Origin of the sequence: Maricaulis maris, from assembly GCF_036322705.1 — a bacterium.
GTDB lineage: Bacteria > Pseudomonadota > Alphaproteobacteria > Caulobacterales > Maricaulaceae > Maricaulis > Maricaulis maris_B.
On sequence record NZ_AP027270.1, the window covers coordinates 2448916 to 2461404 of the forward strand.

Below are 12489 nucleotides of genomic sequence, written 5' to 3' on the forward strand. Positions count from 1 at the left end.
CCGGCCCGAAGACGGGCCAGCGCCCTGCGTCAGGCCAGCGTCGCCATGTCGATGACGAAGCGGTATTTCACGTCGCTCCTGAGCATGCGCTCATAGGCAGCGTTGATCTCGGACATGGCGATCATCTCGATGTCGGAATGGATGCCGTGCTCGGCACAGAAATCGAGCATTTCCTGGGTCTCGGCGATGCCGCCGATCGCCGAACCGGCGATCGAACGCCGGCGCGACAGCAGACGCCCGACAGAGGGTGACGGGTGGGCCTCTTCCGGGACGCCAACCAGCACCAGCGATCCATTGACCTTCAGGCAGTCGAGATAGGGATTGAGGTCGTGCGAGGCGGCGACCGTGTCGAGGATGAAGTCGAGCCTGTGACGCTGCGCCTTCATCTGGTCGCGTTCCTTGGAGATCACCACTTCGGACGCACCGAGGCGCTTGGCGTCCTCGATCTTGCCGGGCGAGGTGGTGAACAGCACGACGTCCGCGCCCATCGCCTTGGCCAGCTTGACCGCCATGTGGCCCAGCCCGCCCAGACCGACCACGCCAACACGCTGGCCCGGTCCAACCTTCCAGTGCCGGAGCGGCGAATAGGTGGTGATGCCGGCACACAGGAGCGGCGCGGCTCCGGCCCGATCGAGCGCATCCGGGATACGCAGGACAAAGCTCTCCTTGACCGTCACGCGCTGGGAATAGCCCCCGAAGGTGTGGCTGCCGTCGGGCAGGCGGCCATTATACGTCCCCGTGGCTCCGGTATCGCAGTATTGCTCCAGCCCCTCATCACAGTGGGCACACGTCCCGCAGCTGTCGACAAGGCAGCCGACACCGACCGTATCGCCCGGCTTGAACTTGCTGACAGCGCTGCCGACAGCGGCGACCGTCCCGATGATCTCGTGGCCGGGCACGCAGGGATAGACCGTATTTTTCCAGTCATTGCGGGCCTGGTGGAGGTCCGAGTGACAGACCCCGCAATGGGTGATGTCGATCAGGACATCGTCCGGACCCGGGTCGCGCCGTTCAAAGGTGATGGTCGCCAGATCGGCGTCGGCGGACTGGGCGGCATAGCCAAGGGACTGCGGCATGGGTCGGCTCCATTTCGATGCTTCGGTATGGGAGTCTAGGTCATAAACTCATAAACGGGATTCCGTTTTTTGCCGAAGCCTGATTCAACCTCCTTGAGGAGGATTTGGATCATGGGCCGTCGTCGTTACGAACTGACCGATTTCGAGTGGTCGATCATCGAACCCTTGCTGCCGAACAAGCCACGCGGGGTGCCGCGCGTGGACGACCGCAAGGTGATCAACGGGATTTACTGGCGCCTGCGCACCGGCTCGCCCTGGGCGGAGATCCCCGAGCGCTACGGTCCGGCGACGACCTGCTACAACCGGTTCGTCCGATGGCGCAAGCTGGGTGTCTGGGATCGGATATTCGACGCGGTTACAGCCGCTTACGACGGCGACATCCAGATGATCGACAGCTCTTCGATCCGCGTTCACCAGCATGGGGCGAACGCAAAAAAGGGGTCCGCACGCCGCCGCGAGAGACACCCCTGACACCCGATGCATGGGGCGCTCGCGAGGCGGGCTGACCACGAAAATCCATGCGCTTGTGGATGCCAACGGCCTACCCGTCGCCCTCAAGCTCACCCCCGGCCAGGCTCATGACGGACGCAGCGCCACCGACATGCTCGACGGCATCGGCGAAGGCCAGATCCTGCTGGCCGATCGGGCCTATGATCCGACGCGTTGCGCGTCTCGCTCAAGGCCCGTGGCGCATGGGGATGCATCAAGCCGATGCCGAACCGCAAGAACATCCCCAGCTTCAGCGCCTTCCTTTACCGGCAGCGCAATCTCGTCGAGCGCTTCTTCAGCAAGATCAAACACTTCCGGGCCATCGCCACGCGCTTCGAAAAACACGCCGAGAACTATCTCGCCGCCGTCAAACTCGCCGCCATCCAAATCTGGCTTCGATTTTATGAGTCGGTGACCTAGACGAGCGGCGCGGAAATCCAAGGGCGACGGACGGTTCAGCCTCGCGGTGCCAGCGCAAGAATCCCGGCCTGCCCGCCAAACAAACCGCTCTGACCCTGATGATGCGAGCGGCGCGCCGAGAAGAGGCGGTCCTCCTCGGCATAGGTGCAGGCCGCTGACCGCCAGATGCGGGTCTCGTCGAGGCCTGCCATGATCAGCTGACGACGGCAGGCTTCGCCGACATCGAGATGGGCACCGCCTTCGGGATCACGCGGTGAGAGAATACCGCCGGTGACATCGAAGGTGTCCTCGAAGGCCGCGACGACTTCCCGGCCGACCCGGTAATTGACCGCCGAGATTGATGGGCCAATCGCCGCCAGCAAATCAGCCGGGCGCGAGCCATAGGCCTCGCCCAGCGCACGGACCGTCGCCTCGGCGATATTCTGGACCGTGCCGCGCCAGCCGGAATGGATCGCCGCGATGGCCCGGTTCTCGGGATCGAACACCAGGATCGGGGTGCAATCCGCGGTCTGGCAGACCAGACCGAGACCGGGGCGATTGGTGATCAGGGCATCGCCCTCGCCCGCCGGCTGATCGCCCTTGGGCGCGCCATCGACACGGACCACGGCCTTGCCGTGCACCTGGGTCGCAAAGACCAGCGCGTCGAGCCCCAGCGCCGTACGAACCCGCTCCCGATTCTCGGCCACACGTGCGGCCTCATCACCGCGCGAACGCGTCAGGTTGAGCGAGGCATAGGGGCCTTCACTGGTGCCGCCCCCGCGCGTGGTGAAGGCATGGATGAGACCCGGATGATCGAGCGAGGGCGCGCGGATGAGATCAAGCGTCATGGCCGAAACCCTACCCGGTCACGGCCCAGATCAAAGCCTTTTCCTGCCAGACGGATATCCTCAATCTTGCGGTTGAATTGCGACCAGTCATCGCGCTCGGCGATCGCCGCCCAGCAGGCCTCGACCTCGTCGATCACCAGGGTGACCGGGTCGGAGCGCTGGAAGCTCGCGTGCGACAGCCGGTCGGTGCAGACCGGCTCATGTGCCGCCAGGGCCGCGCGCCAGGCCTCGAAGGCGTCACCCGAATAGGCCGCCGCTCTGGGACCGGTCATGGCGCGAGCCGCCGAGGCGTCACCGCAGAACCAGTCATGGAAAGGCGCCTCCCAGGTCAGGCCGGAGGGCTCCATGAAAGCGAGAAAGCTGCGCACCAGGATTTCGTCGGCCTCCGCACCCGCCGAGGCGAGACCGAAGCGGGCGAGGAAGGCCTCGAGCAGCGCCGCGCGGTAGAGGGCGGGGAAGGTGTTGAGCGCGTCCTCGAGACCAGGATGATCGGCGACCACAGCCAGAGCGTTCGCCAGCTGTTGCAAGGCCCAGAACACGGCTTCGGACTGGCGGCCAAAACTGTAGAGGCCGGACTGGTCGAAATAGGCCGCCGTGAAGCCCGGATCATAATGCGGCAGGAAGCGCCAGGGCCCGTAGTCAAAACTCTCACCGGTCAGGTTGAGATTGTCGGTATTGAGCACACCATGGACAAAGCCGGCGGCCATCCAGCTGGCGGCCAGACGGGCATTCTCGGCGACCACGGCTTCCAGCAGCGCGGCGGGCTTGTCGGACGCGTTGCCAAGGGCCGGATAGTAGTTTTCGATGGCATGATCGATGAGCTGGTTGAGCCGGTCGGCTGCCCCCTCATGGGCCTGCCGCTGGAAGGTCCCGATCCGCAGGTGCGAATGGCCGAGCCGGGTCAGGACCGCCGACCGGGTCGGCGAGGGTTCGTCATTGCGGGCCAGCTGTTCGCCGGTCTCGAAGACGCAGAACGCCTTGGATGTGTAGACGCCAAGTGCTTCGAGCATCTCCGCGGCGAGCACTTCACGCACCGCGCCTTTCAGCGTCAGTCGCCCATCACCGCCGCGTGACCAGGGCGTTTGCCCCGAGCCCTTGGTGGCGAGATCGAGCAGGCGACCGGCATCATCGCGGAGCTGGGCAAAGAGAAAACCACGGCCATCGCCGAGTTCGGGGTTATAGGTCCGGAACTGGTGGCCGTGATAACGCATCGCCCGCGGCACGGGCTGGTTCTCGGGCAGCGGATCAAAACGCTGGAAATGCGCTTCGCGGCCATCCGTATCGAGCCCGTCGAGACCCACCGCGCCGTCCCAGCGGTCATTCCAGAAGCGCAGGATGGCGGCCGGGAAATCGGCCGGGTCCACCGGATCCGAAAACGAGTCACCGAGACGGGAAAAGGCGGGGTCGGGCCGGTAGGCGGAGGAAATGCTCATGGACGGGAGCTAAGCGTGCTTGGGCGCGATTGCAATCCTCAGCCGCGCAGCCCGTCACCCAGGATGATCGCCGTCTCGTCGACGATTTTCCGGGCGCCGGGCAGAACCGCGGTCAGATTGAAATATCCGTGCGGCAAGGCCTTGCCGACTGCATAGCTGACTGGGACCCCGGCAGCCGTCAGGCGGTCGCGATAGGCCTGCCCCTCGTCCAGCAGCGGATCGAGCTCGGCGGCAATGATGTGAGCCGGTGGCAGGCCGGCCAGATCATTGTTGAGCAGGGGCGAAACCGTCAGGTCGCTGGCCTGGTCAGGATCACTCAGATAGGCGCGCACAATCTGATCCAGCGTGAAGCTGGAGAGCAGATGACCCTCGATGAATTTCGGCTTGGCCTTGCGACGGTCGACGAGTTGAAGGAGCGGGTAAATCAGGAGCTGGAAGCAGATCTGTGTCCGCCTCGACTGGGCGAGGATGGCGGCCAGCCCGCCACCGGCGGAATCACCGGCCACGGCCAGGCGGTCCGGCAGGGCACCAACCTCGTCCGCGCCCGGGCCGGCAAGCCAGTCAAACGCGGCGAGACAATCCTCCACCCCGGCGGGCCAGAGATGTTCCGGCGCGAGGCGGTAATCGACAGCCAGCACGCGCGCGCCCGAATTGGCGGCCAGTCGGCGGCACAGGCGGTCATGGGTTTCCAGATCACCGATCACATAGCCGCCACCATGCATGAAGAAGGTGCAGGGCCCGGGCGCATCCGCCCCGTTGGGACGATAGAGCCGGGCCGCGATCCGGCCTTCGGCGCCCGGCACGTCGAGATCGCGGACCTCGGCCAGTTCCGGCGGGCGGACATCCATGTGCGGCGTCGCATTGCGCAGCGCTTCGCGCATGCGCGGCGCGGCGCGCGCGGGTTCGAGCGGATCGGGCATGCCGAATTTGGTCAGGGCCTCAGGCCAGGTGGGCGTTTCCATGCCAACGGGGTTAGCATGCGGCCGTCCGGACGGGAACGCGCCATGTGTCGCGAAGCGAGCGCAGCCTAGGTCACCGACTCATAAAACCGAAGCCAGATTTGTATTGCGGCGAGTTTGACGAGGGCGAGGTAGTTTTCGGGGTGTTTTTCGAACCGCGTGGCGACGGCCCGGAAGTGTTTGAGTTTGCTGAAGAAGCGCTCGACGAGATTGCGGTATCGATAGAGAAACGGGCTGAAGCTTGGAATGTTGACGCGGTTGGGCATCGGCTTGATGCAGGCCCAGGCACCGCGATCCTTGAGCGATTGGCGCAAGGCGTCGGAATCATAGGCCCGGTCGGCGAGCAGGATCTGGCCTTGCCCCATCGCGCCGAGCATGTCGGTGGCACTGCGCCCGTCATGGGCCTGTCCGGGGGTAAGCTTGAGGGCAATCGGCAGGCCGTTGGCGTCAACCAGGGCGTGGATCTTGGTGGTCAGTCCGCCGCGCGAGCGCCCCATGCATCGGGCGTCAGGGGCGTCTCCCGGGGCGGTTTGGCCCCCCCCTTTTTCGCGTTCGCCCCGTGCTGGTGAACGCGGATCGAAGAACTGTCGATCATCTGGATATCGCCATCGTAAGCGGCGGTAATCGCGTTAAAAACGCGATCCCACACACCCAGCTTTCGCCATCGCACGAAGCGATTGTAACAGGTCGTCGCCGGACCGTAACGCTCGGGGATCTCCGCCCAGGGCGCCCCCGTGCGCAGACGCCAGTAAATCCCGTTGAGCACCTTGCGATCATCCACACGAGGCACGCCGCGCGGCTTGTTCGGCAAGAGCGGCTCAATAATCGACCACTCAAAATCGGTCAGTTCGTAACGGCGACGCTTCATGATCCAGTTCCTCCTCACGAGGAGTGAATCAAGCTTCGTGGTAAATTGGAATCCCGTTTATGAGTTTATGACCTAGTGGACCGTGACCGCGCCATCGCGATCAAGACGGCCGGCCAGCGCATCCTCCATCACCGAACGCAGCGCCCGCCAGGCATCGGCGCTCTCGGGCAATCCCTTGCCATCCAGATCGGTGACCGCCTCATCGGCATAGCCGATCGCCTGTGCCCCGTGCAGATCGACCATGGTCCAGGCGATCTGATGGATGTCTTCAACGGTGATTTGCACATGCGGGGTCATTCGGGGCTCCTGCCGGACAAGTGTCTTGCCTCTGGGGAGAGCAAGGCACGGGCCAAGCCGATGATGCGAAAAATACAGCAAAATCAATGATATAAGTTATCCACAGATCAACCCAACCTGCCCTGCGGTCGAATTTGCCGAGTCGTTCTGACCGCGTTGACGCCCCGCCGCCTCAGGCGCGCTTGCGTCCCGGGGCATAGCCGCCACTCTCGAGATAGGCGATCTCGGCCGCGGTCGACGTCCGGCCGAGCGCATCATTGCGATAGGGGAAACGTCCAAACTGGCGGATCACTTCGCGATGCTTGATCGCATGGTCACGCGTTCCGGTGCCGGACAGGCGCTCGGTCGTCAGTTCGACGCACAGGTCCTGGTCCTCGATCTCCTCGGAATGCATGAAGGGCAGATAGACGAAGGCCCGACGGTCATCCGGGATCGCCCAGTCAAAGCCCTGCCAGATCATCTGCCAGGCGATCTGGCGGGCGATCTCGTCATGGGCGAAGGCATGCCCCGAGCCGCGCCAGACATTGCGGGTGAACTGGTCGAACTGCAGGATCAGCGCAAAACTGCCAAACGCTGTGTCCTCCCAGGGATGGCCGCTCTCCCACCAGATCCGGGCATTGGTCTCGATGGCACGGGCGAACAGCCGTCCCACGCGGGCGTCAAAGGCCGGTGAGGCCGCATACCAGCGCGCCGGTCCGGCGGTCTCGAACCAGAAGGTCAGGGTTTCGTCGATTGTGGGATCTTGAATGCTCATACGCGCAGGGTACCGGATTGAATCTCGGCGTACAGCTCCGCCGTCATCGGCACATAACGCCCCTCCCCCGGATGGTCGAGCAGGATGGGGTCGGAGACCTGGTCTGGGTCAAACCCCTCTTTCACCAGATCGACCTTACGGAATTTGAAGGTCCCGGTGGTATCGGTCTGCTGCTGGAGGCGCAGGAAGAGGGGCCGGGCAAAGCTTGGCAGCGCGGCATGAACATGTGCGTGCAGCGCCACGAGGTCGATGGGGTTGTCGCCCGTCACCAGAGCCGCCATGCCGGCGCGTCCGGAATGGCCGTCGACCTCGACGCCATAGACATTGGCCTGCTCGATCCCCGGAAAGACCAAGGCCTCGGCGACTTCACCGGTGGCGACATTCTCTGATTTCCAGCGGAAGGTATCGCCGACGCGGTCGACGAAATAGTAGTATCCCAGGGCATCGCGCGACATGAGATCACCGGTCCGGAACCAGGCATCGCCGTCCTCATAGACGTCGCGCAGCACCTTCTTCTCGGTATCTTCCTTCGAGCCGTAACCGTCGAAACGGAAACGCGCGTCGGACGGGTCGATCCGGCCGATCGCCTCGCCGACCTCGCCAGGTTCGCAGGGCACACAGCGCCCCTCGGTGGTCCGGATCGGCATTTCGCTGTCGAGATCGAACTTGACCAGATCGATGTTGAAGCGGCTCTTGAGATAATTCGGGACGCGGCCAACAGCGCCGGGATGATTGTCCGCATTGACCAGACCGACATTACCTTCGGTCGAGCCATAGAATTCGACGATCTGCGGGATGTCGAAGCGGGCCTGGAAAGCCTCCCAGACATCGCGGCGCATGCCGTTGCCGATGGCGCAGCGCAGGCTATGTCCCTTTTCCTCCGGCACTTCCGGCGAGTTGACCAGGAAGCGACAAAGCTCGCCGACATACATGAAAAGCGTGGCCTGGTGGCGCTGCACATCGGGCCAGAAGGCCGAGGCCGAGAAGCGCGGCTGGATAATCAGCGCACCGCCGAAGGACAGGGCACAGCCGACGCCGCAAAGCCCGCCGGTAGCATGATAGAGCGGCAGGACCATCATCATCCGGTCGTCCGACCGGGCCTTGGCCACGATCGCGAAAACATTGAGGTAATAGAGCGCGCGGATATGGGTCATCAGCGCGGCCTTGGGCAGGCCGGTGGTGCCGCTGGTAAACATCTTGAGCACCGGCGATTCCGGCGTCACATCGGCGCGCACCGACCGGTCCGGACGTGTCTCGCTCATCGCATTGAGGGCGGCATCGAGATCCCGCGCCTCTTCGATGCGACCATCGAAGGCCCAGGCCGAGACATCCTCAATGCCGCAGGGACGGGCTGCATCATAGGCCTCCGCCAGCGCACCCTCGACGATCGCGTGGCGGGTCTCGCCAATTGTCAGGCAATGCGCCAGCGAAGCGCCGGTCAGCTGGTTATTGATCAGCGAGGTGACAACGCCAACCTTGGACAGGCCGAACCAGAAGGCGATGTATTCCCAACGATTTGTCATGAACAGCGCGACGGAATCGCCCGGCTTGAGGCCCTGGTCGAGCGCCCAATGGGCAACCTTGTTGGCGAAGGCGTCAAACGCGCGGTAGCTGATCTCGCCATCGTCGAGAATGGCCATCGGGCGATCGGGGAAACGGTCCACGGTGGCTTCAATATGATCCGGTACGCGCAGGCCCGACCCCGATCCGACCTTGCGGATCTTGCGCAGCACCGACAGCATGCCCGTCACATAGTTGAACTCGCGCGCGATGGCGCCCAGCATGCCCATGAAGCCGACCTCCTTTTCATTCTCAACATTCTTGTTGCGCGAAACGATATGGGCACCCCTCCGGCGGTCAAGCAGAGGCGGGCGCTGAGGCGGCAAGTGTGATCACTTGTTTCAAAAGATTACCGAGGAAAGCCGCGTCAACCACGATCGATCCGGATACGCTAGCGGCGACGCATGGTCCCCTCGCGGCCGGTCTCCGACAGCAGGGCAAGGCAAACGGCGAGCAGCGGCAGGTCCTTGAGCAGGAAATGCCCGGCCTGACCGAGCGCCGGGAAGCCGCCCTGATCGCCGGCCCAGCTTCCCGGGAACGTCACCAGGAAGCTCAACGTCACGACGAAGGTAAGGATGGCGAGCACCAGCCCCATGCGAAACAGCGTGTTGGAGAACCAGTAGCCGATCAGACCGACCACGGTGATCAATTCCACCATGCCGATCAGGTTGGACACGGTCTGCAGCGGCATCAGCGTCAACAGCCAGGCCAGGACCGGGCTGGTCTCGACCAGTGGCGCGATCCCCGCTGCCTCGACCGCCGTGAACTTCATGGCGCCGATCCAGCCCAGTACAAGAACCAGTCCCAGCCACATGACCGGCTGGCTCCACATCCGCATGTCGGTGTGGCGCTGGGCGAACATGCGCGAATTCTCGAAACTCCCGCCCCACAGCGAAAGGCCCAGTATGGCGAGGTATTTCAGAAGGCCCTGGCCAGACCCGATGGCCGGGAACCCTCCAGCCGCCTGCGACCAGACCGGATTGGTGAACAGCACGGTCAGGGCGCCGAAGGCATAAAGCCCGATCATGGCGAAGCCGATGCGCCGGAAGCTCCCCGACGGGATCGGCGCACCAACCAGTACGCCGGCGATGATCTGGTAAAGCCCAAGCGTCTTGGCGGCAGACCCGGCCTGGTCAACCAGACCAGAGAACAGGGCATGGCCACCAATCCAGCCGCCCGTGATGTCGGTGCCAACCGCGGTGAAGTTCATCACCCCGAACCACAGGAACATCACCGCCAGAAAAAGGCGGGCCAACAACAACGCGTTTCCAGGCGACAACAAGGTCAGGCCTCCGTCCCGGCTCGAGCGCAAAGGCTAACACCGGTGACGACGACTGACGAGCGCCGATTTCAAGGGTTTACTCGAGCCAGACTGCCTGCCCCCTCGGAGGCGTGAGCAAAGCGAACTGCCGTGAAAGGAAAGCCCCACCCCGGCCCCAAGGGCCGCAAGCGCGACCGCGCGCCGGGCGGTCAGCCCGCCCCATCGGAGGCGTTCGCGCAGTGAACTACCGTGAGATAAAACCCGGCCCCAAGGGCCGCAAGCGCGACCGCGCGCCGGGCGGTCAGCCCGCCCTATCGAGGGCATGAGCGCAGTGAACTGCCGTGAGATAAAACCCGGCCCCAAGGGCCGCAAGCGCGACCGCGCGTCGGCGCTCATGCGCCGCCCCATCGGAGGCGTTCGCAACGCGAACTGACGTGAGATAAAAAATGGTGCCCCTGGCCAGACTCGAACTGGCACTTCCGAAGAAAACGGATTTTGAATCCGTCGCGTCTACCAATTCCGCCACAGGGGCCTGTGATCACCGGTCGGGCCTGTTTGGACAGGCGGTTCGAGCCGGGGAAAATCGGAGGCGCAAGCTGCCCATCCGGCCCGTTTCTGTCAACAACCCATTACGCTTGGCCACCCTCGGCTCAGCGGCTAGATTCGACGGCGGCCAGGACGGCAGATGTCGGGCCGGGACGGAAGACATGATGACCGACACGACTTCGCCGCGCGGCCTGATCGGGACGCTGGAACTGATCGCCGAGCAGGCGCCGGATGAGGGCCTCAGCCTCGGTGAGTTCGTTGACGCGCTGGGCGAGCAGGCCTTTGGGGTCATTCTCTTCGCCATGGCCCTGCCGGTCTGCATCCCTTTCCTCTACGGCGTACCGCAAGTCATGGCCCTGCCGATGATGGCGATCTCGGCACAAATGGCGATGGGGCGGCCCGAGCCGTGGCTGCCCACCGGTTTCAAGGCGCGCCAGATCGACAAGGCGGGATTGATGCGCATGGCGCGCGGCGGTCGAAAATGGTTCGGCTGGCTCGAGGCGCTGGCCCGTCCGCGCCTGACCGGCCTCTCCGGCCCGACGGCCGAGCGCATTGTCGGGGCAGTTTTCGTGCTCTTCTGCGCCTCCATCCTGGTGCCGCTGCCGATGACAAATTCGACACCGGGGATTGCCCTGGTCATCGCCTCCCTGGGACTTCTGACCCGTGACGGGCTGCTGGTGGTCGCCGGACTGGTGCTGGGCGCGCTCTGGATCACGCTGCTGATAACATTGTTTTCATTGTTCGGGGCCGCCGCGGTCGATGTATTCAAGGACTTCATCCGGTCACTGGTATGACCGCCGAACCTCTCTCTGTGCGCATTGGTCGCGGTGCGCGTACAAGGTGATGCCGTAATGATGCGTTTCATGAATCCGGTCCTGACCCAGTTCCCGCTCACGCGCTGGCCGCTCCTGCTGGCCGGTGGCTCGCTGCTGCTGATGCTGGGTGCCTGGGGCTTCGAGTATATCGGCGGCTATGAGCCCTGTGCGCTGTGCTACGATCAGCGCCACATCCACATGACCGTGATCGCGCTCGGCCTGGTTTCGGGCATCGCACTGATCCTGCGCCCGTCACTGGCGAAGTTCGCGTCCTGGATGATCTTCGTCATCGCCGCCGTGCTGATCTACTCGGCCGGCTTTGCCGGCTGGCATGCCGGTATCGAGTATGACTGGTGGGCAGGCCCGGCGACCTGCACGACAAGCGGCGGCGTCCCGGAAGTCGACCTGTCCTGCATCATCAACGGGACCGATTGCGGGCCGATCGTGTTGTGCGACGAGGCGGCCTGGACCCTGCTCGGCATCTCCATGGCCGGCTTCAATGCACTGATCTCGGCCGGCATGGCGGCAGCCGCCATCCTCGTTGGCTTCAAGGGCCTGAAATCATGAGCGACGCCACGCCCCGCTTTACCCCGCCCTTGCCCGGCAAGCGCAACAGCGCCCGCCGGGTCGAGGAAATGGTCCGCGTCGATCATGCCGGAGAGTATGGCGCAGTCGCCATCTACCAGGGCCAGCGCGCGGTGTTCAAAAGCCTGCCCCACAAGGCGCGCATCGCCCGCCAATTGGAAGAGATGGAAGCCGACGAGCAGCACCATCTCGACACGTTCGACCGGCTCATCTTCGAGCGCAATGCGCGACCCACCGCACTCGCGCCAATCTGGAGCATGGCCGGTCATGCGCTGGGCGCTGCCACCGCCCTGATGGGCGAAAAAGCCGCCCATGCCTGCACCGAGGCAGTCGAAAGCGTGATCGAGCAGCATTATGCCAGCCAGGTCGAGGAACTCCGCGCCATGGGCGAGGACGAGCTGGCCGACCTGTTCGCGAAATTCCGCGAGGAAGAACTCGAACACCGCGACCTCGCTATTGAGGAAGGTGCCAAGCAAGCGCCGGGCTATGCCCTGCTGTCCAAAGCGATCGAGGCCGGTTGCCGGGTGGCGATCAAGGTGACCGAGCGGATCTGACCTCGACGAAGGCAACGCGCAGCCGCCTGATCCCGGATGCCGAAA

12 protein-coding genes, 1 tRNA gene and 1 pseudogene are annotated in these 12489 nt (G+C 64.2%); 4 read left to right on the plus strand and 10 right to left on the minus strand.

The genetic code is table 11. From position 1 onward, the window contains the following. Nucleotides 1–29: 29 nt before the first annotated feature. Entirely contained in the window at nt 30–1076 is a 1047-nt protein-coding gene (locus AAA969_RS11610) for an NAD(P)-dependent alcohol dehydrogenase (RefSeq protein ID WP_338246223.1), read from the minus strand. Between the two features lie 111 nt (nt 1077–1187). Between AAA969_RS11610 and AAA969_RS11615 the strand changes: the two are divergent. Continuing rightward, nucleotides 1188–1985, plus strand: a pseudogene (locus AAA969_RS11615) (IS5 family transposase). A 35-nt stretch (nt 1986–2020) separates the two neighbouring features. On the opposite strand, the gene pgeF reads toward AAA969_RS11615, so the two are convergent. From pgeF to AAA969_RS11660, 9 genes are all read right to left on the minus strand, one after another. Beyond that, nucleotides 2021–2812 (minus strand): peptidoglycan editing factor PgeF, encoded by a 792-nt coding sequence (pgeF, locus tag AAA969_RS11620; RefSeq protein WP_338246224.1) that lies wholly within the window; start codon nt 2810–2812, stop codon nt 2021–2023. Next, nucleotides 2809–4245 carry a protein adenylyltransferase SelO gene (locus AAA969_RS11625; protein ID WP_338246225.1) on the minus strand — a complete coding sequence of 479 codons (1437 nt, stop codon included), beginning with the start codon at nt 4243–4245 and terminating at the stop codon, nt 2809–2811. The genes pgeF and AAA969_RS11625 overlap by 4 nt, the downstream gene beginning before the upstream one ends. A gap of 38 nt (nt 4246–4283) precedes the next feature. Further along, a complete protein-coding gene (locus tag AAA969_RS11630; RefSeq protein WP_338246226.1) occupies nt 4284–5207 on the minus strand; it encodes an alpha/beta hydrolase in 924 nt (307 codons plus the stop codon). Between the two features lie 65 nt (nt 5208–5272). Beyond that, a protein-coding gene (locus AAA969_RS11635) for an IS5 family transposase (protein ID WP_425325003.1) occupies nt 5273–6072 on the minus strand; the annotation gives its coding sequence in 2 pieces (ribosomal slippage) (nt 5273–5743 and nt 5746–6072; 798 coding nt in all). Nucleotides 6073–6144: 72 nt separating this feature from the next. Further along, on the minus strand, nt 6145–6369 hold the full coding sequence (locus AAA969_RS11640) for a hypothetical protein (protein ID WP_338246227.1): 225 nt from the start codon (nt 6367–6369) through the stop codon (nt 6145–6147). Between the two features lie 172 nt (nt 6370–6541). Then, nucleotides 6542–7123 carry a DUF924 family protein gene (locus tag AAA969_RS11645; RefSeq protein WP_338246228.1) on the minus strand — a complete coding sequence of 194 codons (582 nt, stop codon included), beginning with the start codon at nt 7121–7123 and terminating at the stop codon, nt 6542–6544. Beyond that, complete coding sequence (locus tag AAA969_RS11650; protein WP_338246229.1) at nt 7120–9009, minus strand: long-chain-acyl-CoA synthetase; 1890 nt, start codon at nt 9007–9009, stop codon at nt 7120–7122. Before AAA969_RS11650 ends, AAA969_RS11645 begins: the two co-directional genes overlap by 4 nt. A 65-nt stretch (nt 9010–9074) precedes the next feature. Continuing rightward, nucleotides 9075–9938: a DUF417 family protein gene (locus tag AAA969_RS11655; protein WP_338246230.1), complete on the minus strand. Its 864-nt coding sequence runs from the start codon at nt 9936–9938 to the stop codon at nt 9075–9077. 453 nt (nt 9939–10391) lie between these two features. Then, nucleotides 10392–10476: transfer RNA gene (locus tag AAA969_RS11660), tRNA-Leu, on the minus strand. 178 nt (nt 10477–10654) lie between these two features. On the opposite strand from AAA969_RS11660, the gene AAA969_RS11665 reads away from it, so the two are divergent. The 3 genes from AAA969_RS11665 to AAA969_RS11675 are packed head-to-tail and all read left to right on the plus strand — an operon-like array spanning nt 10655 to nt 12444. Then, nucleotides 10655–11284 (plus strand): exopolysaccharide biosynthesis protein, encoded by a 630-nt coding sequence (locus AAA969_RS11665; protein ID WP_338246231.1) that lies wholly within the window; start codon nt 10655–10657, stop codon nt 11282–11284. Between the two features lie 57 nt (nt 11285–11341). Then, nucleotides 11342–11872: a disulfide bond formation protein B gene (locus AAA969_RS11670; protein WP_338246232.1), complete on the plus strand. Its 531-nt coding sequence runs from the start codon at nt 11342–11344 to the stop codon at nt 11870–11872. Next, on the plus strand, nt 11869–12444 hold the full coding sequence (locus AAA969_RS11675; protein ID WP_338246233.1) for a demethoxyubiquinone hydroxylase family protein: 576 nt from the start codon (nt 11869–11871) through the stop codon (nt 12442–12444). Before AAA969_RS11670 ends, AAA969_RS11675 begins: the two co-directional genes overlap by 4 nt. Nucleotides 12445–12489 lie beyond the last annotated feature (45 nt).

Excerpts from the sequence above, each read along its gene's own strand:
- AAA969_RS11630 (WP_338246226.1), bottom strand. The coding sequence starts at position 5,207 with ATGGAAACGCCCACCTGGCCTGAGGCCCTGACCAAATTCGGCATGCCC.
- AAA969_RS11665 (WP_338246231.1), top strand. The coding sequence starts at position 10,655 with ATGACCGACACGACTTCGCCGCGCGGCCTGATCGGGACGCTGGAACTG.
- AAA969_RS11625 (WP_338246225.1), bottom strand. The coding sequence starts at position 4,245 with ATGAGCATTTCCTCCGCCTACCGGCCCGACCCCGCCTTTTCCCGTCTC.
- AAA969_RS11640 (WP_338246227.1), bottom strand. The coding sequence starts at position 6,369 with ATGACCCCGCATGTGCAAATCACCGTTGAAGACATCCATCAGATCGCC.
- pgeF (WP_338246224.1), bottom strand. The coding sequence starts at position 2,812 with ATGACGCTTGATCTCATCCGCGCGCCCTCGCTCGATCATCCGGGTCTC.
- AAA969_RS11670 (WP_338246232.1), top strand. The coding sequence starts at position 11,342 with ATGATGCGTTTCATGAATCCGGTCCTGACCCAGTTCCCGCTCACGCGC.
- AAA969_RS11645 (WP_338246228.1), bottom strand. The coding sequence starts at position 7,123 with ATGAGCATTCAAGATCCCACAATCGACGAAACCCTGACCTTCTGGTTC.
- AAA969_RS11675 (WP_338246233.1), top strand. The coding sequence starts at position 11,869 with ATGAGCGACGCCACGCCCCGCTTTACCCCGCCCTTGCCCGGCAAGCGC.
- AAA969_RS11610 (WP_338246223.1), bottom strand. The coding sequence starts at position 1,076 with ATGCCGCAGTCCCTTGGCTATGCCGCCCAGTCCGCCGACGCCGATCTG.